The organism is Nostoc sp. (assembly GCF_036917435.1).
Classification (GTDB): Bacteria; Cyanobacteriota; Cyanobacteriia; order Cyanobacteriales; family Nostocaceae; genus Nostoc.
Window position 1 is genome coordinate 105,773 of sequence record NZ_JBALDM010000007.1, and the last position, 24,903, is coordinate 130,675.

26 protein-coding genes are annotated in these 24,903 nt (G+C 41.8%); 11 read left to right on the forward strand and 15 right to left on the reverse strand.

Features of this window, described 5'->3' with window-relative positions:
* Window positions 1-331: 331 nt before the first annotated feature.
* From V7K98_RS03455 to V7K98_RS03480, 6 genes are all read right to left on the reverse strand, one after another.
* Window positions 332-772 carry a hypothetical protein gene (locus V7K98_RS03455; protein WP_335019428.1) on the reverse strand — a complete coding sequence of 147 codons (441 nt, stop codon included), beginning with the start codon at window positions 770-772 and terminating at the stop codon, window positions 332-334.
* Between the two features lie 1,003 nt (window positions 773-1,775).
* The gene (locus V7K98_RS03460; RefSeq protein ID WP_334863340.1) at window positions 1,776-2,453 is read right to left on the reverse strand and encodes a response regulator transcription factor; all 678 of its coding nucleotides are present in this window, start codon (window positions 2,451-2,453) and stop codon (window positions 1,776-1,778) included.
* A gap of 79 nt (window positions 2,454-2,532) precedes the next feature.
* Window positions 2,533-3,507: a GTPase Era gene (era, locus tag V7K98_RS03465; RefSeq protein ID WP_335019429.1), complete on the reverse strand. Its 975-nt coding sequence runs from the start codon at window positions 3,505-3,507 to the stop codon at window positions 2,533-2,535.
* 564 nt (window positions 3,508-4,071) lie between these two features.
* Window positions 4,072-4,374 (reverse strand): urease subunit gamma, encoded by a 303-nt coding sequence (ureA, locus tag V7K98_RS03470; protein WP_335019430.1) that lies wholly within the window; start codon window positions 4,372-4,374, stop codon window positions 4,072-4,074.
* Between the two features lie 57 nt (window positions 4,375-4,431).
* Window positions 4,432-5,271: an urease accessory protein UreD gene (locus tag V7K98_RS03475; protein ID WP_335019431.1), complete on the reverse strand. Its 840-nt coding sequence runs from the start codon at window positions 5,269-5,271 to the stop codon at window positions 4,432-4,434.
* 391 nt (window positions 5,272-5,662) lie between these two features.
* Window positions 5,663-7,930 (reverse strand): RelA/SpoT family protein, encoded by a 2,268-nt coding sequence (locus V7K98_RS03480; protein WP_335019472.1) that lies wholly within the window; start codon window positions 7,928-7,930, stop codon window positions 5,663-5,665.
* A 296-nt stretch (window positions 7,931-8,226) separates the two neighbouring features.
* Here V7K98_RS03480 and patD point away from each other — a divergent pair, with 296 nt between their 5' ends.
* A complete protein-coding gene (patD, locus tag V7K98_RS03485) occupies window positions 8,227-8,580 on the forward strand; it encodes a heterocyst frequency control protein PatD (protein ID WP_335019432.1) in 354 nt (117 codons plus the stop codon).
* A gap of 297 nt (window positions 8,581-8,877) precedes the next feature.
* On the opposite strand, the gene V7K98_RS03490 is transcribed toward patD, so the two are convergent.
* Entirely contained in the window at window positions 8,878-9,465 is a 588-nt protein-coding gene (locus tag V7K98_RS03490) for a TetR/AcrR family transcriptional regulator (RefSeq protein WP_335019433.1), read from the reverse strand.
* Between the two features lie 350 nt (window positions 9,466-9,815).
* Between V7K98_RS03490 and V7K98_RS03495 the strand changes: the two genes are divergently transcribed.
* From V7K98_RS03495 to V7K98_RS03510, 4 genes are all read left to right on the forward strand, one after another.
* Window positions 9,816-11,405, forward strand: a complete 1,590-nt coding sequence (locus V7K98_RS03495; protein WP_335019434.1) for a DHA2 family efflux MFS transporter permease subunit — start codon at window positions 9,816-9,818, stop codon at window positions 11,403-11,405.
* Window positions 11,406-12,321: 916 nt separating this feature from the next.
* Window positions 12,322-12,627 carry a hypothetical protein gene (locus V7K98_RS03500; protein ID WP_335019435.1) on the forward strand — a complete coding sequence of 102 codons (306 nt, stop codon included), beginning with the start codon at window positions 12,322-12,324 and terminating at the stop codon, window positions 12,625-12,627.
* Window positions 12,628-12,724: 97 nt separating this feature from the next.
* Window positions 12,725-14,071: a GTP-binding protein gene (locus tag V7K98_RS03505; RefSeq protein ID WP_335019473.1), complete on the forward strand. Its 1,347-nt coding sequence runs from the start codon at window positions 12,725-12,727 to the stop codon at window positions 14,069-14,071.
* A gap of 181 nt (window positions 14,072-14,252) precedes the next feature.
* Window positions 14,253-14,513: a Calvin cycle protein CP12 gene (locus V7K98_RS03510; protein WP_335019436.1), complete on the forward strand. Its 261-nt coding sequence runs from the start codon at window positions 14,253-14,255 to the stop codon at window positions 14,511-14,513.
* Here V7K98_RS03510 and V7K98_RS03515 read toward each other — a convergent pair.
* Together V7K98_RS03515 and V7K98_RS03520 are read right to left on the reverse strand one after the other, a co-directional pair.
* A complete protein-coding gene (locus V7K98_RS03515) occupies window positions 14,510-15,328 on the reverse strand; it encodes a TlyA family RNA methyltransferase (protein WP_335019437.1) in 819 nt (272 codons plus the stop codon). The two genes, V7K98_RS03510 and V7K98_RS03515, sit on opposite strands and share 4 nt — an antisense overlap.
* A complete protein-coding gene (locus V7K98_RS03520) occupies window positions 15,329-15,763 on the reverse strand; it encodes a DUF29 family protein (RefSeq protein ID WP_335019438.1) in 435 nt (144 codons plus the stop codon).
* A 687-nt stretch (window positions 15,764-16,450) separates the two neighbouring features.
* Between V7K98_RS03520 and V7K98_RS03525 the strand changes: the two genes are divergently transcribed.
* Together V7K98_RS03525 and V7K98_RS03530 are read left to right on the forward strand one after the other, a co-directional pair.
* The gene (locus V7K98_RS03525) at window positions 16,451-17,500 is read left to right on the forward strand and encodes a cyanophycinase (RefSeq protein ID WP_335019439.1); all 1,050 of its coding nucleotides are present in this window, start codon (window positions 16,451-16,453) and stop codon (window positions 17,498-17,500) included.
* 57 nt (window positions 17,501-17,557) lie between these two features.
* Window positions 17,558-17,767 (forward strand): hypothetical protein, encoded by a 210-nt coding sequence (locus tag V7K98_RS03530; protein ID WP_335019440.1) that lies wholly within the window; start codon window positions 17,558-17,560, stop codon window positions 17,765-17,767.
* Here V7K98_RS03530 and V7K98_RS03535 read toward each other — a convergent pair.
* On the reverse strand, window positions 17,724-18,464 hold the full coding sequence (locus tag V7K98_RS03535; RefSeq protein ID WP_335019441.1) for an SDR family oxidoreductase: 741 nt from the start codon (window positions 18,462-18,464) through the stop codon (window positions 17,724-17,726). The two genes, V7K98_RS03530 and V7K98_RS03535, sit on opposite strands and share 44 nt — an antisense overlap.
* Before the next feature lie 173 nt (window positions 18,465-18,637).
* On the opposite strand from V7K98_RS03535, the gene V7K98_RS03540 reads away from it, so the two are divergent.
* Window positions 18,638-19,594, forward strand: coding sequence for an aldo/keto reductase (locus tag V7K98_RS03540; protein WP_335019442.1), 957 nt, complete (start codon window positions 18,638-18,640; stop codon window positions 19,592-19,594).
* On the opposite strand, the gene V7K98_RS03545 is transcribed toward V7K98_RS03540, so the two are convergent.
* From V7K98_RS03545 to bcp, 5 genes are all read right to left on the reverse strand, one after another.
* On the reverse strand, window positions 19,542-20,750 hold the full coding sequence (locus V7K98_RS03545; protein ID WP_335019443.1) for a cysteine desulfurase family protein: 1,209 nt from the start codon (window positions 20,748-20,750) through the stop codon (window positions 19,542-19,544). The two genes, V7K98_RS03540 and V7K98_RS03545, sit on opposite strands and share 53 nt — an antisense overlap.
* Before the next feature lie 5 nt (window positions 20,751-20,755).
* The gene (locus V7K98_RS03550; RefSeq protein ID WP_335019444.1) at window positions 20,756-21,382 is read right to left on the reverse strand and encodes a type I restriction endonuclease; all 627 of its coding nucleotides are present in this window, start codon (window positions 21,380-21,382) and stop codon (window positions 20,756-20,758) included.
* A gap of 28 nt (window positions 21,383-21,410) precedes the next feature.
* Entirely contained in the window at window positions 21,411-21,806 is a 396-nt protein-coding gene (locus V7K98_RS03555; protein WP_335019445.1) for a hypothetical protein, read from the reverse strand.
* A gap of 3 nt (window positions 21,807-21,809) precedes the next feature.
* Window positions 21,810-22,199 carry a hypothetical protein gene (locus V7K98_RS03560; protein ID WP_335019446.1) on the reverse strand — a complete coding sequence of 130 codons (390 nt, stop codon included), beginning with the start codon at window positions 22,197-22,199 and terminating at the stop codon, window positions 21,810-21,812.
* Window positions 22,200-22,266: 67 nt separating this feature from the next.
* Window positions 22,267-22,758 (reverse strand): thioredoxin-dependent thiol peroxidase, encoded by a 492-nt coding sequence (gene bcp / locus V7K98_RS03565; protein ID WP_335019447.1) that lies wholly within the window; start codon window positions 22,756-22,758, stop codon window positions 22,267-22,269.
* A 135-nt stretch (window positions 22,759-22,893) separates the two neighbouring features.
* On the opposite strand from bcp, the gene V7K98_RS03570 reads away from it, so the two are divergent.
* The 3 genes from V7K98_RS03570 to V7K98_RS03580 all read left to right on the forward strand — a co-directional run bounded on the left by V7K98_RS03570 (window position 22,894) and on the right by V7K98_RS03580 (window position 24,693).
* Window positions 22,894-23,790: an FAD-binding domain-containing protein gene (locus V7K98_RS03570; protein ID WP_335019448.1), complete on the forward strand. Its 897-nt coding sequence runs from the start codon at window positions 22,894-22,896 to the stop codon at window positions 23,788-23,790.
* Between the two features lie 20 nt (window positions 23,791-23,810).
* Window positions 23,811-24,227 (forward strand): hypothetical protein, encoded by a 417-nt coding sequence (locus tag V7K98_RS03575; RefSeq protein ID WP_335019449.1) that lies wholly within the window; start codon window positions 23,811-23,813, stop codon window positions 24,225-24,227.
* Between the two features lie 88 nt (window positions 24,228-24,315).
* Window positions 24,316-24,693, forward strand: a complete 378-nt coding sequence (locus V7K98_RS03580) for a helix-turn-helix domain-containing protein (protein ID WP_335019450.1) — start codon at window positions 24,316-24,318, stop codon at window positions 24,691-24,693.
* Window positions 24,694-24,903: the final 210 nt, after the last annotated feature.

A 24,903-nucleotide genomic window follows, 5' to 3' on the forward strand; every position in this document is an offset into this window, starting at 1 on the left:
TTCCTTAAAATTATTTTACCTGTGTCAGGTCTGAACAGTTCAGCGCAATCTCCGCCGTTCAGTTAGTCGTTCGTCGCTATTTATTAAGATAAGTTCAGTAAGTCGGTGAGAATAAATCAAACTATGTTTTCTAATATAAAGCTAGATAAATTTAGCTCTTAGTAAGGGCTTTAGCCCTTTTCTTAGGACTAAAGTCCTTACTACAAACAATGATATATCGTTAAATTTTTTATCATCCTGGCGATCGCGTCCATTGCAGTAGCGATCGCACTAAGATTTCTGAAGTCTGGGGGATCTTTGCTACAGCATGAAATTTGACACGCTTCAGCTTTTATGAGCCGACAGTGACTGGGTAAGACAACACAAAGGGCTTGAAATTACCTCCAGATTTAGAAGTACCGCTTAACTCCAAATCATAAGCTCCTACTTTGGGAAATACGATGTCGGCTCCGGGAATGCTTTTATATTGCTTGGTTGATACACTATGTAAACTTGGCTTCAGCAATGGGGTATCAGTTTTGGTGTGAGGTTGAGGATAGACAGCCAACTGACAGTTACATTGTGTCAGGGGGATTAGTTGCCCGCCTTTACGGGTGAGGACAATCCAAGCATGAGCGGTTTTGCCAGCTTGGGGATTGTCATGGGGTTCAATATGCAGCATCCCGCCCACATTTCCAGAAACCTTTTCAGTGTGGGCATTAACTGGTGTGGCAATCAAAACCGAAATTAATAATAACCATCCCAAATTCTTCTCTAGGGTAAAGTGGAACATAGAGTTTCTTAGAGTAAGTGAAGTAAACCAGGCGGACTGGGGAAAGACAATTAAATAAAAATTCAAAAAGATTTTTGATGCTATTTTCCACCAGTACTTAAGAACAATAATTTTAAAAGAATAGTTGCGTCAAAAGACAACCTGTCAAACTTGACCGGAAAATTCCTTACTAACTACTAAGACTCAATCTCAACTAAAAACTCGTTGACTCCTAATCTTTTACCTAAATATCTAACTTAAAGCTATATCAGCTTATTACTTATGATAGTTACTCAAACTCACTTGGATGAGTGAAAGTAGTCAGAGTGATGAGTAGAGAGTAAATATACTTAGTAGCTGAGGGTGAAAGCATGGACACGACAGGTAAGGTTCAAATTGTGGACTCGTCCTGGTGCGTTCCACTGCCGTTTAAAGAGTATGCAATGAGCCGAGTAACTGTCTATTTTTATAGTGATAGATGGGTTCCAATTAAATTTTGTTATTTGGAAAAGGCAATTTTGCTTCACCATAAGGCTAACTTAGAAGGCAAGGAAATTTTATTATTTCCTGCTAATCTAGACCCTAATCAATTCTCAAACTCTTTTAACTAAAATGCATTGAGATAAACCATTTAAAAAAATTGGTAATAAATAAATCAGGTATAAAGTCGTATATCTATTATATATAAATGTACGACTTTTCTTGTAAATTGGATTAAAAATTCGTGCGGATTAGAAAGCTCAATATAGCAGATTGCAACAGGCGTGAGGTACAGATCATCTTAGGGGCACAACATGTTGTGCCCCTACTTCATTTACCCGCAATACGCTGTATATACAGCGATCCCTCTACAAGAAAAGAGACTCAAACCGCCTTGACGGTTGCTATATTTACAACTGTTTTGAAAGTTATAAATACCACCAGAAGATTGAAATTTAGTATTTTTAAAGTTGCATATCCAGTAGGGAGCGCAACGCCCAGCGATCCAGAGATTCAGTAGTAAAAATTTGAATTTATTCTGACATCAAACCAAACCTGAACGGAGTGCCACAACTGCTGCTTGCACGCGATCGTCCACTGCTAATTTATTCATAATCCCTCGGACATGAGTTTTAATAGTGTTAGGACTAAGATAAAGTTTCTGGGCAATCTCTGGGTTACTTAAGCCGTCTACCATGAGTTTCAAAACTTCTAATTCGCGCCCAGATAAATTAGCGTTGTTGCTGGTGGGTGCAGGCGGTTTGAGATTATCAATTACTCGTCGCGCGATTTGGGGATCGAGATAGGCTGCACCATCAACTGCGGCTGCGATCGCACTTAACAATCGTTCCACACTTGCACCTTTAATACAATACGCATCTGCACCGCTAGATAGGGCGGCAATAATTTCTGTCTCCGTTTGATGAGATGTCAGCATTACCACATGAGTTGCTGGCAACGCCGCCTTAATTTGCTGTGTCGCTGCAATGCCATCCAATCGCGGCAATCCTATATCCATAACCACCAAATCGGGTTTTAGTTGCAGTGCAGCTTGAACTCCCAAATAACCATCTTCGGCTTGTCCAACAATTTCCAACTGAGGATGAGCCATTAATGATTGCTCTAATCCCAATTGCATCATCGGATCGTCTTCGACAATTAACACCCGCAATGGCGGAGCATTCACAGGTAAATTTAAGGGATAGCGAATATCTAAAGACATTTTTATTAATTAAGAGTCATTTCTTATTTGTCATTAGTCATTAGTCATTTGTTAATAACTAATGCCCAATGCCCAATTTTTATTCTTCGACGCGATAGCCTAACTCTGCTAAACTAATCCGCGACTGTCGCCATTTTGGTTGGACTTTGACAAATAATTCTAAGTAAACTTTGCCAGCGATTAACTTTTGGATTTGTTCGCGGGCTTCACTACCAATTGCTTTGAGCATTGCTCCGCCTTTGCCAATGAGTATGCCTTTTTGGGAATCACGCTCAACGTTGATGGTAGCAAGTATACGGGTAATGCTGGGAGCTTCTTCTACTAGATCAATTGCGATCGCTACTGAATGGGGTACTTCTTCACGAGTCAATAATAAAATTTGTTCTCGGATTAATTCACCCATAATAAAGCGCTCTGGCTGGTCAGTTACCAAATCTGGTGGGTAGTATAACGGCCCAATTTCTAAATGTCCAATTAATAATTCTTGAAGTTGTGGTAATCCTGCACTCGTCTTGGCAGAAAATTTCACAATTTCCCATTCATGAGACTCGGCCATCTGGGCGTAACTATCATCTAGAAACTGAGAATCGGGCGGTTGTTGATCGGTTTTGTTCATGCCCAGAATCACCGGTGTTTTGCTACGACTGAGCAATTCGGCAATATAGCGATCGCCCGATCCACAAGCCACGGCTCCATCTACCACAAACAGTATTACATCTACCGATTCAATGGCAATTTTGGCATTTTGCACCAACACCTCGCCCAGTTGGTGATGGGGCTTATGAATTCCTGGCGTATCTACAAATATTAACTGCGCTTCTGGTGTAGTTAATATGCCGCGCAAACGGTTACGTGTAGTTTGTGCTACAGGGGAAGTTATGGCAATTTTTTGTCCTACCAATTGATTCATTAAAGTAGATTTACCGACATTTGGACGACCAACAATGCCGATAAAACCTGATTTAAAGTCAGGAGGAGCCTGTGGGATTGCCACTTCTCCTGAAAAAGAGAAGTTGTAATTATCAATACTAGTCACCTTTGGCTCCACCCTCATATTTTATAGCTGGGATAACTTGGTTTTTTCTTAGACACAAAACAGGCATAAAATTACCCTGGCATTTTTAGGGATTGGTTTTGCCGAGGTTTAATCTACTACTGACTCTAAACCTATATTTTACAGCTGAGATAACTTTGTTTTCTTTTTAGGTACAAAAGAAACATAAATAGGACTTACGCAAGAGTCACGGAATAACGAACCGCAGAGGCGCAGAGGACACGGAGAAATGAGAGTTTGAGAGATATTTTGCGTAAGTCCTAATAAAATTACTTTGGCATTTACAAGGAGCGCATTTGCTTAGGTTTAACTAAATTTGGGGGTTTAAGTCCCCTTCACTTATAAACCTCGTCCATTTTTAAACCTGGAGTGCGGACATCTTGCCCGCTACTAGATGGGAGCAAGATGCTCCCACTACTTTTAAAAAGTATGGTTCTCAAAATGGATGTGGTTTAACTGTGGTTTAACTATGTAAGTTTTGAGATTCTCAACTCAGCACTGCTGAGTCTTTTTGTCTTTTGTTAGTCTAAATAGTAATTAAAAGCAACGCAGCATGAAACAAATTTAACGAATTGGATTATGTACTGTCACTAACTTTGTACCATCAGGAAAAGTAGCTTCAACTTGCACATCATGCACCATTTCAGATATCCCTTCCATGACATCTTCGCGTGTTAATAGTGTTGTACCATAACTCATTAATTCTGCTACAGTTTGCCCATCTCTCGCCCCTTCTAAAATAGCAGCAGAAATATAAGCAACAGCTTCGGGATAATTCAGTTTTAAACCCCTTCCTTTGCGTCTTTCTGCTACTAAAGCAGCAGTAAAAATCAATAGCTTATCTTTTTCCTGCGGCGTAAGTTGCATTCCTCTCTCCTCTCTCCTCTCTCCTCTCTCTGTGTTCTCTGCGCCTCTGCGGTTCGTTTAAACCTGCCACACTCTTGGTATACAATTACCCCGATTCAAAAAAGAAACTCGCAGCATCTGCCAAACATCAATAAACCAGTTTCTCACCTCAGATGTAGAAGAACCGCGATATCGACACAATAATCCATGTTGTAATCGGCTAACACCCGCCTCTCCTTCCCCACCCCACAGATTCCGTGTTTTTTCAACAATTTCTACCGAAACTGCACCACCAACCCAAACCAGACTACCTAATATTGGTTTTCCAGCCAAGCCGTGGGGACTATGGAAAATATCTTCGCTACCCCGTAACAATTGTCGATCGATCCATAATGGAACGCCTTGCTGCCAAATTTCGGTATGCGATCGCCATTCTCCTTGTAAAAATTTTTCTCCCCTAGCACTGCGACCAAATCGGGTAATTTCCCAACCTAACCAACTGCTCCCAGTTGCTAATTCTACCCGTAAATCTTGCCGATAAATTGCCTCGTTAAATAAAATTGTCTCTTGGGGCAACCATTCTAAACAAGCACCACTGTCAACTTGCATTTGGATGCTTTGTCTAGCTTGTAAGCCATTGCTGCGGTATATCTTGCTTGCAGCAGCCGTAGTGATTAAAGCTTGGGCTTGGGGTTGGAGGTGGATGTTAGAAGATAAGCGATCGCCTCCTACCATTCCCCCAGCCGTGTGTAAAATGACGCTATGACAAACTTTTTGCCCTTCTGGGTAAAATGGGCGTTGTACTTTCAGAGGGGCTTGGTGGCGATCGTAAATTAACTGGGTTGCACCTTGGCGATCGGCATAGACTAAATTAAGTTTGCCATGCCACCCTTCTGCTATTTGTGAGTGAGAGGTCATTTATAAATTTAAGATTAAAGTTCAGATAACTTATATTTATCAAACAGAATTCAGGAGTCAGGAGTCAGAATTCAGAATGAATTCTGTACGAGTGGCGAATGAATAACTGGGTTTAAGACCCCCACCAAATTTAAAATTTGGTGGTCAACAAGACAGTGGCGGGTCTGAATCCCCGACTGATTGATTCTGACTCCTGAATTCTGACTTCTGAATTCTTCTTCAATTAATGCATTATTTGCTGCTTTATCTGCAATTTATCAAACAGAATTCAGGAGTCAGAATGGGCTAAACGCCCCGCTATCGCTAACAGAATGAATGCTGTACGAGTGGCGGATGAATAAACGATCGCAAACTGGTGCGTCAAACTCCGTTAACGCACCCCAAAAATCACCTACTCGTCAATTTGACCAACGCGGCGGATATTCAAAATGTCGCTCATTTTTTTAATTTGCACAAAGACTTGCTCTAATTGAGAGCGATCGCGTATATCTATTCCTAAATCCATCAATGCAGGTTGGCCAATAGCCGTTTTCACCTGAGCATGGCGGACATTGATTCCTTGGTCACTCAGCCGTGAGAGAATATCCTTTAGCACCCCTACACGGTCAAGGGCTTCAATTTGAACATCTACAGGGTAAGTGTGCGGACGACCGCTATTTTCTGCGCCTGGGTTCCACCTAACTGGTACTAAGCGCTCATACTCCACAGTTTCTAGATTATGGCAGCCTTGGCGATGAATTGAAATCCCCCTACCTCGCGTCACCACACCAATAATCGGTTCGCCAGGAATCGGGGTACAACACCCAGCTAAATAATATACTAGCCCCTCCACACCAACAATAGGCGAATCACTGGCGCGAGAAGTAGTTGGAGGTGCATCTCGCAAAGCCTTTGATGTTGGTTCTTTGGGAATAAAAGGCGATACTGTGGAAACTGGCTGTTGTCCCTTCGCCACTTCTCGCCAGCGATTTAGCACTAGGTTCAACGTAATTTCTCCGTAACCCAAACCAGCGAGTAAATCTTCTACGCTGTGGTAGTTACACTTTTCGCCAACAATCTGCATTGCGTCGGATTTTAGCAGACTATCAAAACCAGTTTTACCGAGTTCCTTTTCTAACAATTCCCGTCCACGGGCAACATTTTCTTCCCGGCGCGATCGCTTGTACCATTGTTTTATTCGATATTTTGCCGCCGAACTTCTCACAAAGTTCAACCAATCTAAACTCGGATGGCAGTTCTTTTGGGTGAGAACTTCTACAATATCGCCATTTTGTAGCCGTGTTGATAGAGATACCATTCGCCCATTCACCCGTGCCCCTGAACAGTGGTTTCCCACTTCCGTATGAATGCGATAAGCAAAATCTACAGTGGTAGAACCAGGGCTTAAAGGAACAACATCCCCCTTAGGGGTGAAGACATAGACATCATCTTCAAATAGATTATCTTTGATGCTATCAAGATATTCTTGAGCATCCTTGAGATCAGTTTGCCATTCCAGCAGCAGCCGCAGCCAAGCAAACTTGTCATCTGTGGCTGTCAAATGGCTAATACTAGAACCCCCTGTTTCTTTATACTTCCAATGGGCGGCAATCCCATACTCGGCGATATGATGCATTTCGATTGTCCGAATTTGCACCTCCAAAGGACGGCCGGTTAATCCAATCACCCCAGTATGCAACGACTGATAACGGTTAGGCTTTGGCAGTCCAATGTAGTCTTTAAATCTCCCAGGAATTGGGCGAAAAGCATCATGAACTACCGCCAACGCCCGATAGCATTCCTCATTGGTTTGAACAATAATCCGCAGCGCTGCCAAATCGTAAATTTCATGAAATTCCTTTTGCTGGCGGTGCATTTTTTGATAAATGCTATAAAGATGCTTGGGACGACCGCTAATATCCTGAAAGACGATTCCGGTTTGCTGCAAACGTTCTCGCAAAATATCTGTAGCTTTAGCCAGTTTCTCTTCTCGCGCCGTCCGTTTTTCGGAAACAAGTTCTTGCATTTGGCGGAAAGCTTCTGGTTCCAAATACTTAAAAGCCAAATCTTCCAGTTCCCATTTAATTCGCCAAATTCCCAAGCGATTGGCCAAAGGCGCGAATATATCTCGCGTTTCCTGGGCACTGCGGCGGCGGCTGGCCTCTGACATATATTGTAAAGTTCGCATATTATGCAAACGATCTGCCAATTTCACCACAATCACCCGAATATCTTGCGCCATTGCCAAAAACATCCGCCGGAAGTTTTCGGCTTGACTTTCGGTTTTGCTGGTGAAATTTATTTTAGAAAGCTTGGTGACACCTTCAACCAATTGCCGTACTTCTGGGCCAAAGCGTTCTTCTATTTCTTCACTTGTAACTTCTGTATCTTCAACAACATCATGGAGAAATCCAGCTGCTATCATAGCAGCACTGCCTCCCAAGTCACGCAGCAAGTCGGCTACAGCGATAGGATGAGCAATGTATGCTTCTCCCGATTTTCGGTATTGACCTTGATGCAGTTGGTAAGCAAATTCAAATGCACGACCAATTAAGACTGTATCATTATGCCTTCGGTCATCTTCCGCCTCGCCGTTACTTGTGCATGACTCCTTCAAACATTTTTTTAACCATTCCGGAATGGCTAGATCAATTGGTGAATTTATAGCTAGACTGCTCATACAATTGGGTTTGGATAGGATCGGTAGATTAAGTGAATGATAAATAAAACTGCCAGCATCAACTGAAGAAGATGCTGTCGCCCAGAGACGGGTAGAAAAAACAGTGTCAGGATGATTTTCCAATTGCAGATGGTAGTCATCCAGTTTGAGTTTCAAGGATCGTGAACTTGAAAATCCATTGATGGCAAACAAAGCCTCAAACCATAATTTGAGGCTTTTAGTGCTGATAAGTGTTTAAGAAAGTTTATTGTAGAAGAAAAATTACTTGACATTAATACTATCTTAACTAGCACTGGATGTCTTTAAACCCTGAGAAATATTTAGCACTCGTAACCTTGCTAGAGCAATTACGCACGGATGCCACAACTACCGAAATCGCTGCCCTCGAACTGCGACAGCGTGTAGCCTCGTTGCAGCAATTTTTCGGACAGGAGATTGTGCCTTTGGCTGATGAAAACTGGCGAGTCCAGTCTTATCAAACGGAAATGAGTAAACAATTGCGTTTGTTGGCAATAGATGTGATGTTTTTGCAAGGAGCGCGGCAAGCATCTACTGCACAAACGAGACTTCAAACGATTAGCGATCGCTTGACAACCCTCATTCAGTACTGTAATGCTATTCTGCAACCGGAAGCGGAACGAGAAAAATAACAATTGTTCACCTTTTCTCTAATTTCTCCATCATCTCATTTATGACCTATAATGGAAAGTTATTTTGGCAACAAAGTTGGGAATTGGGAATGGGGCATTGGGCATGGGGCATTGGGGAAAGACTTTCCTGTTTCCTTGTCTCCAATAGACATCTCCAGAAATTAATGATGTTTTATCCATAAACCTTGTAGAAACGCGAAATTATACTTCGTCGCGCTACGCCAACGTGCCTCTACATTCTTTTTGAGAGGTGCCCCATGCCCCATGCCCAATGCCCCATGCCCAATGCCCAATCCCCTATCCAATACCTTTGAGAAGAAGATTCATTGTGCGGCGCATATATGCTTCCACTGGCTCGGTTATGGGTTTAAAAATAAGTGCATAGTAGAGTGACCCACTTAAAAGGTCGATAACTAGCTCAATGTCCGCATCCTTGTGAATTTCACTTCTAGACTTTGCACGCTTAAGTACTTTAGACAAGGCTTCACGTCGAAGTTTGGTATATTTTGTCCAGTAAACTTCGGCAAATTGAGGATTGCTAGATGCTGTACTAATTATGAGGGCAATCGTCTGACGACCAAGGGGACTATCTATTTTTTGGGCAGCATGACTGATGAGGATATCCATGTCTCCCCAAAAGCTGCCGGTATTGGGGATCGCTAAATCATCTCTCAAACTTTCTATCGCGTCTGCAACTAGTTCTTCTTTGGAAGTGTAACGCCGATAGATGGTGGTTTTACCAACTCCAGCGCGGGAAGCGATCGCTTCTATACTCATACTCTGATATCCAACCTCTGCAAGCAAGTCTAAGGTCGCTTGCAAAATAGCTTGGTCGGCGTGGATGCTGCGTGGTCGTCCTGAAGGACTGTTGATTTGGTTACTCATAAAAATATCATCCCCAAGCAATATCTTCTTGGCAATCTGCTTCTAACTTTGGGTACAGCAGAAGCATCTGGGAAATAAATAAACTCTACAACCCAGTTTTCATGCACGAAAACAGCAGAAACTACCATCCATCTTTAGCATAAGTATTTTTGCTACTTCTCGTTGAAGTCTCTCTTGACCATTCTTATATGATACGCTACCGTAGCGTATATATACAATACTTAATTTTAGCTTCTGTGATGCCAAATAAATAGCCCAATCCAGGTATCCGATTGATACCAATTTTTCAAAATAAAGCTTTACCTAGCTTGCTTCTAGTCTTTAGCGAGTATTACGAATTACAAATTAAAATGGCTACCAACATTAAACGTTCTAGTACCGATCAATTTGGTTATGTCCACGGGCCATTGAAGTGGGCGATCGCCTTTACCGCTTCATTAGGTGCAATTTTAGAAGTAATTGATACTAGTATTGTTAACGTCGCTCTCACCGACATTCAAGCAACCTTGGGTGCGACTGTGAGTGAAGTGGGCTGGGTTGTGAGTGGATATGCGATCGCTAACGTCGTCTTAATACCCTTATCTTCATGGCTGGGAGATTACTTTGGGCGTAAAACCTACTTTATTTTCTCGCTGATTGGTTTTACGATTTCCTCTATTTTATGTGGGCTATCCTTCAATCTCCCAATGTTGATCGCCGCCCGGATTCTCCAAGGTTTATGTGGTGGCGGATTGCTAGCGAAAGCGCAGGCGATTTTGTTCGAGACTTTTCCCCCAGCCGAACAAGGTTTGGCCCAAGCAGTTTTTGGTGTAGGTGTGATTGCTGGCCCCGCAATTGGCCCAACACTAGGAGGATTCTTAGTAGATGGTTTAGGCTGGCGCTGGATTTTCTTTGTCAACATTCCCTTTGGGATCATTGCAGTAGCTATGTCTTTGGCGTTTTTGCCCAAGAATAAGGAAAAAAGCGATACTCAAAACCAAGCTGTTGATTGGTGGGGAATCGGGTTTTTAATTGTGGCTGTGGGTAGCATACAAACTGTATTAGAAGAAGGTGAGACAGATGACTGGTTTTCCTCTAGTTTCATCATCACTCTGACCATTCTGGGGATTATTGGCTTGGGGTTGTTTATTTGGCGAGAACTGAAAATAGCTCACCCTGCCGTGGATTTGAGAGTTTTGCATCACCGTTCTCTAGCTGCGGGAAGCGTTCTCTCAGCAGTGGTGGGTATGGGGCTTTATGGCGCACTCTTTGCTGTGCCGATATTTGCTCAGAGTGTGCTGCACTTTACGGCAACACAAACAGGACTATTATTAGCACCTGGGGCTTTAGCATCTGCGATTGGGATGGTTTTATTAGGCAAACTGAGCAGTATAGTTGATGCCCGATTTTTAATTGCGATCGGTGCTGTCGGCTCATCTGGAGTGATGTTTCAATTGGCAACAATTACTCCACAAAGCGGGACAGACGATTTATTTTGGCCATTGGTATGGCGCGGAGCTTTTACTGTATTTATGTTTCTCCCTTTAAGCTTGGCAGTTTTAGGCCCACTACCCAAAAAAGATGTTTCTGCTGGTTCTGGTTTCTACAACCTGACTCGACAACTAGGTGGCAGTATCGGCATTGCGCTACTTACTACTCTGCTCGATCGACGACAGACTTTTCATCGAGATATCTTGTTATCAAAACTTAGTCCTTACGATCCAGAAACCAATCAGCGCCTCGACTTGCTGAATGGGGCACTCCAAAATCAAGGTATGGATGCAGCAACAGCGCAACAACAAGCACTAGCTTTATTAAGTCAAACAGTAGATACTCAAGCTGCTGTTTTATCTTATGCAGATTGCTTTCGAGTCGTAGGGATAGGGTTCCTTTGCTCATTACCTTTGTTACTATTCCTGGGCAAAGGCGGTGCAGGAGTAAAAGCGCCAGTCGGTCACTAGTACAACAAGGCAAAAGTAAAAAGGCAAAAGTAAAAAGAAAGAACGCTGATTTTGTAAGATTTATAGCGATTTTAAATGGGCGGCTTATTTACGCCGTGTTGTACTAGTGTGTCAAGTCAACTTTGCTGAATAAACCAAATTTTAGAATCTTTTTCTCTGTGTTCTCTGTGCCTCTGCGGTTCGTTCTATTACCCTTTAAACTTCACTTGACAAAGTACTAGTACTCTGTGTCATTAAACTTGAAAAATAACAGAACGAACCGCATTCGCGCAGCGTCTCGTCAGAGAAGAGTGCGAAGGAAGAGGTAAAGAAGAGAAATTTAAAAACTAATTCACCTATCAAAATTAATGGGATAGACCACTAGTTTTGAAGGCTTGTAGTAAGCACTTTAGTGCTTAGAAAATAAGGACTAAAGTGCTTACTACGAGCGTTCTTACCCATCAATTTAAACTTGACAGACTATTACTCCGTTCAGGGGAACTCGTAGAGTAGCCGCTCTATAATCAGTCTTTCGTCCTGACGGCGATTTATAGCGTCTTTGTGATAATTTATCGCATCTTTACGATCTAGAATTTCCATCAAAAAACCTTAACCGAACCGTATTGGAATTGGTATTAATTAAATATGCCATAGTTTCCGCAAGGACAATTGCCATAACTTCAACATAATTTTCATTAAAAATATTTTTTAGCCCTCAAATATTAAAAGTTTTAAGAAGTCCTCGCTTGCACGTTTGACATCAAAATATATAGCTTCAATAATGTTACTATATAAAAATCCGTAATTGTATAGAACTTTATTTGATTTTTGCTAAATATGCTAATAGCCAAAACCCGATGCGGCTAGCTCTCAGTTAGCTTTGTTTTGAAAAATCAAATGGAATTGCTATACAAACTGGCATTCATAGGGTTGCATTATGCTTTTCTCAAATTCCAGAACTAGTTTAAAAACTAACCAAAAAAATAATAAACTAGGCGCAGTTTTTTGGACTCATACTAATATTGTGCTATTCACTGGATATTTAATCGCTCTCCCCATTTTTACATTGATAACTTTATCTTTATTATTGCCCTTATTCACTGCTAGCTTCTTCGCTTCTACAGGAACCTCGCACTACTCTACATCGATTCCTTGGATAGATAATGCATCTGAATGTGAACATACTGGGAGAAACTGGCGCGATCGCAAATGTTGGGATAATGAACACAATCCTATGTTCTAAATAGATATCGCATGACAAAACACGCTAGTAAGCTTTGAATTAGATCAAAATGGATATGTAGCCTGTTGTTTGTCCAACCTTGAATCAACCTAACTTTGTGCGAAATCTGCAAGAAACTCACTTAAATCGTGCCCGCGCTAGTCTCAGACAAGCGCTTTCTTGGTATGGACATCTTCGCAAATCAGGACAGTTGTCATCTAACTCAGAGTTGGCAGGTTTGTTGAAACCAGAATTGGAAGCTTTGAATTCCACACTCAACAAGCTGGACTCTAACGTGATTAGAATTGCTGCTTTTGGTTTGGTGAGTCGTGGTAAATCAGCAGTTTTAAATGCTTTGCTAGGAGACAAAATTCTCCAAACTGGGCCCCTAAATGGTGTTACTCAATGGCCCCGTTCGGTGCGGTGGCAGCCCGGTGGGAAGGTACTAGTAGAATTAATTGATACACCAGGATTAGATGAAATTGAGGGTGAGTCACGGGCAGATATGGCACGAGAAGTAGTGCATCAGGCAGATTTAATTTTATTTGTCGTGTCTGGTGATATCACCCGCACTGAATATCAGGCACTGCTGGAATTAAGGCGATCGCAAAAACCCCTGATTTTAGTATTTAACAAAATAGACCTTTACCCAGATACAGATCGGGGAGCAATTTACCAAAATTTACAACAATTGGGTGCTGGAAATCCTCAAGCCAAGCCTCTATTACCAGATGAGATTGTCATGGTGGCGGCAGAACCCGCAGCAATGGAAGTGCGAGTTGAGTGGACTGATGGGCGTGTCAGTTATGAATGGGAGACACCACCACCCCAAATAGACGAACTCAAAGAGACAATTCTGAATATTCTGAATCGGGAAGGGCGATCGCTTCTAGCTTTAAATGCCCTCATCCAAGCACGGGATGCAGAAGCCGCCATCGCTCAAAAAACCATCGAATTACGCGAAAAAGAAGCTGAAAATATCATTTGGCAATTTACCAAATACAAAGCTTTGGCAGTAATGCTCAATCCCATCGCTTTTTTAGATATTCTTGGCGGAACTGTTGCCGATTTAGCTTTAATTCGCGCCCTCGCTAGATTATATGGTTTGCCGATGACTAGCTATGAAGCTGGGAAAATTTTAAAAACGATTTTATTTAGTTCTGGTGGTTTGCTACTAGGGGAATTAGGTAGTAGTTTTCTTTTGGGTTTAGGTAAAACTACGGCTGCAATAACCAGTGGTGATAATCCCAGCAATATTACTGCTTTTGCTGGCAGTGCGATCGCTCAAGCTGGTATCGCCGGCTATGGTGCATACTCCGTTGGCAAAGCGGCTCAGGTATATCTCGAAAAAGGCTGCACTTGGGGACAATTAGGCGCTAGCAGCGTTATTCAAGAAATTTTATCTCAAGTTGACCAAAATACAATTCTGTATCGTCTGCGACAAGAGTTAGGCATAAAATATTGAGAATAAATAAGATTTATAAAGTAATTGTTACCGTTTACAAGTGTTTATGAACTTCTATCAAGCTACTCTGACAATTGACTGACATTTCTAATTTGCGATGCAAGATTGAGAGAACAGGTTATGGGAAAAACTTTTCCCTATCCCCTAATATCTACCTGCGTAAATTAAAGGTGAAACGATCATGACAACTACCCTAAACTCATTTGAAACTGCTGGTGCAGCAAATATTGAAGAAGCAATTACTGAAGCCATTGCTGAGGCTCGGACAACTTGTGAGCTTGATGGCAGTAATTCTGCGGGTTGTGCTGTAGCTTGGGACATCGTGGAAGAATTGCAAGCTGAGAAAGCTGATCAACAGCAAGCAAAAGTAAAGAAAACCTCTTTAGAAAACTATTGCGATCGCCATCCAGCATCCGTAGAATGTCTAATCTACGACGTTTAATTTTTCCGTAAATCAGTTGTTGCTGATTGCGTTATTTGCTTAATTGCCTCTAAATCAAGTGGTGATGTTTCACTTTCCATTGCCAACCACAAAAGATATTCTATATTCCCAGCCGGGCCAGTGATCGGCGACCAAGTTAAGCCTTTGTATTTCCATCCTAATTCGTGGGCTGTTTGCAACACCTGGAAAATGGCATCAGCTTGGTCGTCTGGATCTCGCACAACACCTTTTTTACCCACACGGGATCTGCCAACTTCAAACTGTGGCTTGACTAACAACACAGCTTCTCGGTTAGCTTGAGTTAGTTGCCACAAAGCAGGCAGAATCTTTGTTAAAGAAATAAACGATACATCAACCACTGCCAAATCAGGAATTGGGTCATTTTCGCTATATAACTGATCTGGCCGTAGTTGCCGTAAATTGGTGCGTTCCCGCAAAATCACCCGCGAATCGTTTCGCAACCGCCAATCAACTTGTCCATAACCGACATCAATGCCGTAAACTTGTTTTGCTCCAGCTTGTAAGAGACAATCAGTAAAACCACCAGTAGAAATCCCACCATCTAAACAAATGCGCTCTACTACGGGAATGGTAAATACTGACAAAGCTTTGGAGAGTTTTTCACCGCCTCTAGAAACAAAAGGCGATCGCTCCTTAATCTTTATTTGAGCCGCAATATCAACTTCTGTACCAGGTTTATCAACTAACTGCTGATTAACAGTAACTTCCCCCGCCTGAATTAACCTCTGTGCTAAAGCGCGAGAAGAACATAAATTAAGTTCTACTAATAATGTATCGAGTCTCTGTTTAGCCAATTAACTAGACTCTCCTGCTAAAATTAAACCCAAAGCACGATTGATAATTTCTTCTTGGTTAACCAGCTTTTCTAATTCTTCTGGCTCATAACGACCTTCTGCTACTTCGAGCGTTGCTTCATCAATGGCATTTAAATAGGCTTCTGCTAAAATTTCTAACAATTCTTCTGATGTGAGATAATAGCCTCCAGCTTTGCGGCGCTTATTTTCTCGTTGAATTTCCCGAATCGAATTCCGAATTGAAACTTCCCAAGAGCGAGTCGTGCGCTTTTCAGCTTGTTGTTTAATCAGATGCAACAATAGGATCACTGCATAGCTACGAATCGTTTTGATGATGTCATTTCGGCTCATTTCCTCTAATTCTTCCACTATAAGCAATGCTCCCTGAACATCGCCCTTAACAAGCAAGCCCTTTAGAGTTAATAATTCTTCCATAATTAGCGCCTCAAACCTCGGCAACTTCTATGGTGATTCTAGTTCACTCTGGTAATTTATGAGCGATCGCAGAATTAGCCATTAAATTCTCCAGTTTACGTACGGATCATCGTAGGGTCACAACATGTTCACTGGTGTCAACTTAAGCTCAAAGCTTTGTCCCCTAGATGTTTTACCCCCCTTAATCCCCCCTTATAAAGGGGGGAAACAGAAAATCTGGTTCCCTCCCCTTTATAAGGGGAGGGTTAGGGTGGGGTAACGCGGATCGTAATCAGTAGTCAGTAAACTCAATATTCAGTTTTTACAAGGGTTTCACGTTAAGTTGACACCAATGAACATGTTGTGCCCCTACCCGTGTACTTCATTTACCTGCAATACACTGTATTTGCTCGTCGCGGTGATGAGTAAGATTGTGAGACAAAGACAGTAAATGTTTGGATACCAAAGCTTTTCTCCCTTGAGTTAAAAAACAGTACAAACCCTGTACGCTGGAAATTTTACCCTATCTAGTGCGACAGTTAAGCTAATGCGCGTCCATATTGCATATTTTTTGTTAAAACTGTCATTTGTTATTGGTTCTTCACAAAAGACAACTGGCTAATGACAAAAGACGAAGTTCACGAAAAAATAAGCAATAAAAATGCGTAACAGCCTAGCAATAATTGCAGCTTGCTCTAGAAGCTTAGTATGACAAAGGCATTCCCAAGCATAGCAAGGCGCTTGAAAAATATAGGAATCAAGTTGTTAAACATGGGAACCTTCCTAATAACCCGTTTTATCGAAAACTGGAAACGCTACTTCTTGGGTGACACTGTTGATGTCCGCCCCTCCGCCTCACCCTCCTTTGATGTCCGTCCTTCCTTAGCGGGCCCAGTCCTGAGTTTGGGTGGAGGTGGCCCTGATGTCGATGATGCCATCCAGTGGATGATTAACCAAGTTAGGGGAGATAGTAACTCCGCTACTAAAGTTAATGTTGTAGTTCTCCGCACAAATGGTAATCACGATTACAATCGGCTAATTTATGCCATGAAGGGCGTAAACTTTGTGGAAACTCTTCTAATTCGCAATAGAGAAGAAGCAAACAAAGCCGAGATTTTTGAAAAAATCAAAAAAGCTGATGTAGTTTTCTTTGCTGGCGGCGACCAATGTCAATACATCCGCAACTGGAAAGATACCAAGGTTGAAGCTGCTGTTAAGTCAGTTTACCTGAAGGGAGGCGGTGTTGGTGGTACTAGTGCGGGGGCGATGATCCAAAGTGATTGTGTTTATGATGCTTGTGCTTCTTCTGAAAAAGGCATTGAAACTAGAGACGCACTAGAAGATCCGTACCGCGACATCACTTTTACTTACAACTTTTTCAACTGGAGTAATTTAAAAGGAACTATTGTAGATACACACTTTGATAGGCGGGAAAGAATGGGTCGAATTATGGCTTTCATTGCCCGTCAAATTAAGGATGGTATATCTAGCAGCGTTTTAGGCATAGCGGTTAGTGAAAGTACATCGGTTCTTGTGGATAAAAATGGCTTGGTGAAAGTTATGGGTAGGGGTGCGGCATACTTTGTACTTGGCAATCATACGCCAGAAGTATGCGAACCCCGAACGCCTTTGACCTTTTCCAATTACAAAATTTGGAAAGTTCGCAGTGGCGACACCTTTAACTTAAAAAACAGACCAACTTCTGGGTATTATCTCAGAAGTGTTAAAAAGGGACGGATTGATTCAAATCCTTATTAATTCGGGAATTGGGAATGGAGAATTGGGCATTGAGAATTGGGCATTGGGCATTGGGCATTGGGCATTGGGAATGGAGAGTTAAAACTTAAAAGTTTAGCCTCAGAAGCTCAACGTCCACCCTCAGAAGGTCAACTTCCACCTTCAGAAGCTCAACTTCTACCTTCAGAAGCTCAATCTCTAAGTTTTAACTCTCCCTCCCCAATGCCCAATACTCCTTTACTTTTTACCAGGGAACTACACCATTCTCATCAAAAAAACCGCCGCTAGAACCATCATCAGGTAGAGTAGCAAGTTTTACTGCTGCGATCGCTCCTTGCTCAACAGTGCGATATCCTTGGTATTGATTAATGTCAGTTGCTGTGAAACCAGGATCGGCAGCATTGACTTTAATCGGGGTATCTTTAAGTTCAGCAGCCAATAGAACTGTAATCGCATTCACTGCTGTCTTTGATGAGTTGTAAGCAAGAAGCTTAAAGTTAGCGAACTCAAAATTTGGATCGGAGTTGTGAGTCAGAGAACCTAAACCACTTGATAAATTAACTATTCGCCCTGCTGTTGACTTTTTTAAAAGTGGCAGCAGGGCTTTTGTAACTGCAAACACTCCAAATACATTGGTTTCATAAGTTTGTCGCAGTGTTTCAATCTCAACTTGACTGGGTGGAAGGCGATCGCCTTCAGCTAGTATCCCAGCATTGTTTACAAGAATGTCAAGTTTTCCGAATTCGCTCTCGATTTGTTGAGCGGTAAAGTCGATTGTTTTTTGAGCGATGACATCAAGTTGAACCGATCGAGCATCAATTTTATTTAAACGAAGTTGATTTGCCGCTTCTTTACCACGTTTTATATCTCTTGCACCAACTAGAACAGTAGCCCCTCTAAAACCTAATTGGCGGGCAATCTCATAGCCGATACCTTTATTTGCACCTGTGATTAGTGCAACTTTGCCTTTTAAATCTTGTGACATCTTTGATAAATATCTAAACAACTGTTATTATTTTCAGGTAATTCTAGCGGATGTATAAGTAGTAATTTGCGATCGTGTTTGCCTCAGTAGTGATTCATACCGTAGATAGCGGTTGAGAAGATATTTGCAGCGTAAACTAGCAATTGACTCAAAAATTCTTAGAGAAGGTAGATATGCAAACCAAACAACTTGGCAATTCGGAGCTTCGCATTACCCCAATCGGCTTTGGTGCTTGGGCGATCGGTGGAGGTGGATGGGCTTTTGGTTGGGGAGCGCAGGACGATCAAGAATCTATTGAAGCAATCAATCGCGCTCTCGATCTCGGCGTTAATTGGATTGACACCGCAGCTATCTATGGTTTGGGACATTCTGAAGAGGTTGTTGCTAAGGCACTCAAAGGTCGATCTAGTCGCCCCTACATTTTTACTAAATGCTCAATGATTTGGGATGAAAAGGGCGAAATTGGTCGCAGCCTGAAGGCAGATTCTGTGCGGCGAGAAGTTGAAGCTAGTTTGCGCCGACTCGATATTGAAACCATTGATCTCTACCAAATCCACTGGCCTAACCCAGACTCAGAAATTGAAGAAGGCTGGACAACTCTCTCTAAACTCAAAGATGAAGGGAAGGTTCGCTATATCGGGGTTTCAAACTTCAATGTTGAACAGTTGAAACGTGTCCAGGAGATTGCACCAGTTACATCATTGCAACCACCTTATTCACTAGTTAAGCCTGATGTCGAAAAGGAAATTCTGCCTTTTTGTAAGGAAAATAACATCGGTGTAATTGTATATTCCCCAATGCAATCTGGCTTGCTTACAGGAAAGATGACATCTGAACGAGTTGCTAATTTCCCAGATGATGATTGGCGTAAACAAAGTAATGAATTTCAGGAGCCACGTCTATCTCGTAACCTGAAGTTAGTGGAGGTGTTGCAGCAAATTGGTAAGCAACACGATCGCGCCCCTGGTGAAGTTGCGATCGCTTGGACTTTAAATAATCCGGCGGTGACAGCTGCGATCGTTGGCGCACGCAATCCCCAGCAGGTGGATGGAATCATTGCTGCTGGAGAATTTCGCCTCAATCAGCAGGAACTAGAGCAGATTGGGGCTTTCCTGCGCGAGAATCCATAAAAAATGGCTGGCGTAAACTTTGAATAGTTGCGATCGCATGTTTCGCTACAATATCAATTTCCTCTTGGGTATTAAACCGTCCAATCCCAAACCGCACTGAGGCATAAGCTAGCTGTTGGGGTGTTCCCAGCGCTGTCAGAACACTGGAGGGGGCAGTGTTTGCCGAGGAACAAGCAGATCCAGAAGAAACCGCCATTACTGGCTGCAATCCTAGCAAAAGTGCGGCTCCATCCACGCCCTCAACACTGATATTCAAGTTCCCCGCCAATCGCTGTTGAGGGTGTCCGTTGAGATGAATTCCTTCAAGTTGGGAAAGCTGTTGCCATAAACTTTGTCTCAACTGGGTGAGGCGTTGGGTTTCTGTTGCTTGTTCAGCTAAAGCGATTTCTACAGCTTTCCCAAAGCCGACAATTTGCGGTGTATACAATGTCCCAGAACGCATCCCCCGCTCATGTCCACCGCCGTGTTGCTGGGGAGCTAATTGCACTCTGCGATCGCGCCTGCGGACGTACAGCGCCCCAATACCCTTTGGCCCAAATACTTTGTGTGCGGTTAGCGACATCAAATCAACTTTCATCCCTTGCACATCTAGGGGAATTTTACCAATAGCTTGGGCTGCATCGGTGTGGAAAATGATGTTGTAAGCATGGCATAGTTCCCCAATTTCGGCTATTGGCTGTAACACACCAATTTCGTTATTTGCAGCCATCACCGATACCAAAATCGTCTCAGGACGAAAAGCCTTTTGTAACTCAGTTAAATCAATCAATCCATCTTTTTTAACTGGGAGAATAGTAATCTCAAAACCGAGAGTTTTTAAATAATTACAAGGGTCAATAACTGCATTATGTTCTGTGGCAACAGTAATAATATGCTGACCTTTTTTAAAATAAGCTTCGGCAACACCTTTAATAGCTAAATTATTAGCTTCTGTTGCACCACTTGTAAAAACAATTTCTTCGGGAGTGGCGTTAATTGCTGCTGCTAAAATCTCTCGCGTTTGTTTAACAGCAGCTTCTGCTTCCCACCCATAAATATGACCAATACTAGATGCGTTGCCAAACTTTTCTATGAAGTAAGGGATCATTGCAGCTAATACCCGTTCATCTACGGGTGTAGTAGCGTGACAATCAAGATATATAGGACGAATAGACATAATTATTAACTCAAAAATTGACTTAGGTTTTTTAAAATTCTCAGAACTTGATAGAATTCATTTTCTCGCTTTAACAGAGTGAATTCATCGGAAAGGGCATACTTTAACGTATTTTGCTTACTCAATTTCAAGAAAATACAGTGACTACCATTAGTCACTAATCCGAACACAGGTTTTTCTGGATTAGGATTACCCAACATATAAGTGAGTGCTTGGGGTATGGCTTCTAAAAGAGAAAAGCTAGACCTTTTAGATTCAATTACTAACAACCATAATTTTTCTTGAATAACTAAAATATCAATTCTACCTCTGATAACTTCTTCTTCATCCTCCGCAGAAATTTCTATTGATTCCTCACCTCTTAAATAAAAAGGCTCATCATAAAATCCAGCTAAATTTAGTAAAGGAGATAAAACTACTAATTTAACTGTTTCTTCTGACAAAGGGGGATGCTTGACTAAACGGAGAAAATGAAGTTTTACTCTGTCTAAATCTTGCTTTTCTAAATCTGTGATTTCTGGTAGAGTGTCAAACCACTCTGTAAAAAAAGTCTCATTCCCAGCTTGTTGCAGACCAAATTTTGCTTCTAAATCAGCAAGGCTGACATTATGCGCTTGGATCGCTTGAATCATAGTATCATTCAAATGGATATACTACTATCTAAACAAAACCTGGTTGTGTTTGGCATAACCCTAACAATTCTTGTTCTGAGTAAACTCTTTGAGTTGAATCATAGACGACACAAGACCATTTCTTGGCAAACTTACATGCAAACTCTAGCGCTAGTTGCTCACTTCCCGAAGTTTTGCTGACATCAAGTAGAATGTGAGTCTGAGGTTTAGCTGTAAGCTTCTTGGTTATGATTTCAATTTCATCATGATTAAAGTTTTTTAATTCAGTGTTATCTAAAACAATCCAAACATGAGTATTGTCTCTAGAAATACGCCCATCATATACATTATCTGGATGTAGTAATACTCCCGAATATTGCAGAAAACTCAAAAATTCTCCTGGTTTAATCTCAGCACTGGAAATTAGAGAAATTGATTCTGGCATCGCTTATGCTCCTAGTATGGATAATAATTCTAATAATTCATCTTGAGTGCAAACTACATAACTGCCAGTAGCGATGATATCTTGAGCAGGAGTGAATTTGTAATTAGGTGCATAGAGAATAACTGGCTTGTTCAAAGGATTCAAGTCAGAGTTTGATATCAATTTTTGAATTTGCTTCAACTTCCAAGCAGTTTGGGTTGTTACTTCGATAATAGCGTTACTGGTTTCCACATCGATTTCACCGATTTCGCCATTTAGTCCCACTGTTTTATTGAAACTAACTAAATCAAACCCTGCCTGGATAATAGCATTAGCCACTTTGCCTTCCAGAACTTTTTGAGGATTGACTGAGTTCAGCGCATTGATAATTGCTTGCTCAAATAGGCTGCTCACATCCTGCTTTATGACTATAAATATAATTTAAATAGCATTGCCGTAACTATACCTGCATTTGCATGATTCACTTAGGACTTTGCATAGCTGCTAATTCCTGTAATTTAGTTAAAATTGCCTGAGCATGACCTTTGGCTTTTACGTTCGGCCAAGCATAGGCAATAATTCTATCAGATGAAATGAGAAAAGTTGACCGAGCAACACCCATATATTCTTTGCCCATAAATTTTTTTAAGCGCCAAGCACCGTAGGCTTCTGTCAAAATATGTTCTGGGTCACTCAACAGGGTGATTGACAAGTTATGTTTGCTGATAAATTTACAATGGGATTTACCCGAATCTGGACTTACACCTAAGATTTTTGCTCCCAGTGCGCTGAAGTCTTGATACAACTCGGTGAAATCTGTCGCTTCGGTGGTACAACCGGGAGTATCATCTTTGGGGTAGAAGTAGAGGATAACCCACTGACTGCTGAGGTCGTCGAGAGTGACTGAATTGCCATTTTGGTCAGGTGTGGAGAAATCTGGCGCTGGTTGTCCGACTTGGGGAATGTTGCTCATGATAGGGTGTGAGAGATTGCTTAAGCGAAGCTCGTCGTGGAGATTGTTTTAGAATTGTACATATATTGAGCGATGCCTGCGGCAACTCCTGCGGTGTAAGTTTGTGTTTATCTATTCTCACACTTCCAAGTTCACATGACTAAAGATATGCAACGCGAATTTACCAACCGCGATGAGTTGGTAGCCTACCTCCGCGAACAATTTCCAGGTGCAGCAGAACGCGATCGCCACATCAGCGAAACTCTGGGAGGACGTAAAGCAGCACAAGAAGGGCTGCAAAAAATCGACCCAGTAAGCTACGCGCAAACACGTAATTTTTTCACAGGTGCGGTAACACGACTTTCGCCTTACATTCGCTATGGCGTTTTGAGTTTGCGAGAAATTCGAGATTATGTCCTTGAACGGGTACAGCACCAAAATGATGCGACGAAACTAATTAACGAGTTAGGCTGGCGCGACTACTGGCAACGGTTGTATGTCAAGTTAGGGGATGGAATCTGGAAAGATCAGGAAGAGTACAAAACTGGTTATATCGTGGCTGAATATGCACCCGAATTGCCGCAAGATATCAAAGAAGGAACCACAGGCAGAGTTTGTATTGACAACTTTAGCCGTGATTTAAAAGAAACTGGCTATTTACATAACCACGCCCGGATGTGGCTAGCCGCTTACATTGTCCATTGGCGGCGGATTCGTTGGCAAGCAGCGGCCAAGTGGTTTCTCGAACACCTTTTAGATGGAGATCCCGCTAGTAATAATATGTCTTGGCAGTGGGTTGCCAGCACCTTTAGTCATAAACCGTATTTTTTCAACCGTGAAAATTTAGAACGCTATACCAAAGGCGTTTATTGCCAGAAATGTCCCCTTTTTGGTCATTGTGATTTTGAAGGCAGCTATGAAGAATTAGAACAGCGACTTTTTCCTAAAGGGGAATTTAGTAAACAAGCTAATAGCCAAAGTTGGCAGCGTGATAACAAAGGGAAGGGTAGCAGGGGGAGTGGGCGAGGAGAAAGGAGACAAGGAAGAGAATAATAACAAATGACAAATAACAAATGACAAAACCAATTGTTTGGGTACATGGAGACTGCCTCAGTCCATACAACCCTGGATTGCAAAAATACCCTGATGCCCCAGCTATCTGGGTTTGGGACGAGGCTTTGATAGATGAATGGCAACTGAGTCTTAAACGCATCACGTTTATTTACGAATGCTTACTAGAGTTACCCGTTGTTATCCGTCGTGGCGATGTGGCACAAGAAATTTTAGCTTTTGCGAAGGAACATAATGCAAATTTAGTTGTCACAGCTAATAGTCCCAGTCCCCGGTTTGATGATATCTGCAAACAAATCGAGGGTTCTATAGCGGTGGAAGTGTTAGAGGTGGAACCATTCTTTGATTATGATGGCTATATTGACCTGAAGCGGTTTTCACGCTATTGGAAAGTGGCTCAAGATTATGTTTTTGAGTAGGTGAATGGTAAAATTGTCGTGGTTTGCGATCGCTACAGCACTTCTGTCTATAATGAACTACACCAGACTAAAATATAAATACTTTTAAATGAAGTCATACTCTGTCGATCTTCGAGAAAAAATAGTTGCAGCACATCTCCAGAAAAATATCTCAATCAGGAAAGTAGCTAACATATTTTCCGTGTCAAAGAGTTTAGTACAAAAGCTTGTAAAACAACAAAAGCTTGAAGGAAATTTACAGCCCAAGCCGCGAGGAAAACCACAATTTAGTCATCTGACAAATGCTAGTACAGAGTTAAGAGAATTAATTCAAGCATATCCAGATGCAACATTGATAGAGTTATGTGAATTATTTGCAGACAAAACTGGCAACTGGGTAGGTCAAAGTGCAATGTGTCGGGCGTTACAGAAATTAGGATTAAATCGTAAAAAAAACAAAGCGGAGTACCCAAACAGAGACTCTTAGAGTTCTGAATTTAAGATTAGATTATTGGGAAAAGGTCAAACATATAGAGCCAGAAAATTTAGTATTTTTGGACGAAACTGTTGTTCTACTTGGGTTAAGCAGGACTCATGCCCGTTCACAAATAGGGAACAAGAGCTTACTCTCTTAACCCCTTTTATCGAGGCTCAAAGGTTACGGTAATTGGAGCTAAGATTGTAAGAAATTACAAGA

Bases quoted from the DNA above. Each gene is read 5' to 3' on its own strand.
- V7K98_RS03455 (WP_335019428.1), bottom strand. From the start codon at position 772: ATGTTCCACTTTACCCTAGAGAAGAATTTGGGATGGTTATTATTAATT.
- V7K98_RS03460 (WP_334863340.1), bottom strand. From the start codon at position 2,453: ATGTCTTTAGATATTCGCTATCCCTTAAATTTACCTGTGAATGCTCCG.
- era (WP_335019429.1), bottom strand. From the start codon at position 3,507: ATGAGGGTGGAGCCAAAGGTGACTAGTATTGATAATTACAACTTCTCT.
- ureA (WP_335019430.1), bottom strand. From the start codon at position 4,374: ATGCAACTTACGCCGCAGGAAAAAGATAAGCTATTGATTTTTACTGCT.
- V7K98_RS03475 (WP_335019431.1), bottom strand. From the start codon at position 5,271: ATGACCTCTCACTCACAAATAGCAGAAGGGTGGCATGGCAAACTTAAT.
- V7K98_RS03480 (WP_335019472.1), bottom strand. From the start codon at position 7,930: ATGAGCAGTCTAGCTATAAATTCACCAATTGATCTAGCCATTCCGGAA.
- patD (WP_335019432.1), top strand. From the start codon at position 8,227: ATGTCTTTAAACCCTGAGAAATATTTAGCACTCGTAACCTTGCTAGAG.
- V7K98_RS03490 (WP_335019433.1), bottom strand. From the start codon at position 9,465: ATGAGTAACCAAATCAACAGTCCTTCAGGACGACCACGCAGCATCCAC.
- V7K98_RS03495 (WP_335019434.1), top strand. From the start codon at position 9,816: ATGGCTACCAACATTAAACGTTCTAGTACCGATCAATTTGGTTATGTC.
- V7K98_RS03500 (WP_335019435.1), top strand. From the start codon at position 12,322: ATGCTTTTCTCAAATTCCAGAACTAGTTTAAAAACTAACCAAAAAAAT.
- V7K98_RS03510 (WP_335019436.1), top strand. From the start codon at position 14,253: ATGACAACTACCCTAAACTCATTTGAAACTGCTGGTGCAGCAAATATT.
- V7K98_RS03520 (WP_335019438.1), bottom strand. From the start codon at position 15,763: ATGGAAGAATTATTAACTCTAAAGGGCTTGCTTGTTAAGGGCGATGTT.
- V7K98_RS03525 (WP_335019439.1), top strand. From the start codon at position 16,451: ATGACAAAGGCATTCCCAAGCATAGCAAGGCGCTTGAAAAATATAGGA.
- V7K98_RS03535 (WP_335019441.1), bottom strand. From the start codon at position 18,464: ATGTCACAAGATTTAAAAGGCAAAGTTGCACTAATCACAGGTGCAAAT.
- V7K98_RS03540 (WP_335019442.1), top strand. From the start codon at position 18,638: ATGCAAACCAAACAACTTGGCAATTCGGAGCTTCGCATTACCCCAATC.
- V7K98_RS03545 (WP_335019443.1), bottom strand. From the start codon at position 20,750: ATGTCTATTCGTCCTATATATCTTGATTGTCACGCTACTACACCCGTA.
- V7K98_RS03550 (WP_335019444.1), bottom strand. From the start codon at position 21,382: ATGATTCAAGCGATCCAAGCGCATAATGTCAGCCTTGCTGATTTAGAA.
- V7K98_RS03555 (WP_335019445.1), bottom strand. From the start codon at position 21,806: ATGCCAGAATCAATTTCTCTAATTTCCAGTGCTGAGATTAAACCAGGA.
- bcp (WP_335019447.1), bottom strand. From the start codon at position 22,758: ATGAGCAACATTCCCCAAGTCGGACAACCAGCGCCAGATTTCTCCACA.
- V7K98_RS03570 (WP_335019448.1), top strand. From the start codon at position 22,894: ATGACTAAAGATATGCAACGCGAATTTACCAACCGCGATGAGTTGGTA.
- V7K98_RS03575 (WP_335019449.1), top strand. From the start codon at position 23,811: ATGACAAAACCAATTGTTTGGGTACATGGAGACTGCCTCAGTCCATAC.
- V7K98_RS03580 (WP_335019450.1), top strand. From the start codon at position 24,316: ATGAAGTCATACTCTGTCGATCTTCGAGAAAAAATAGTTGCAGCACAT.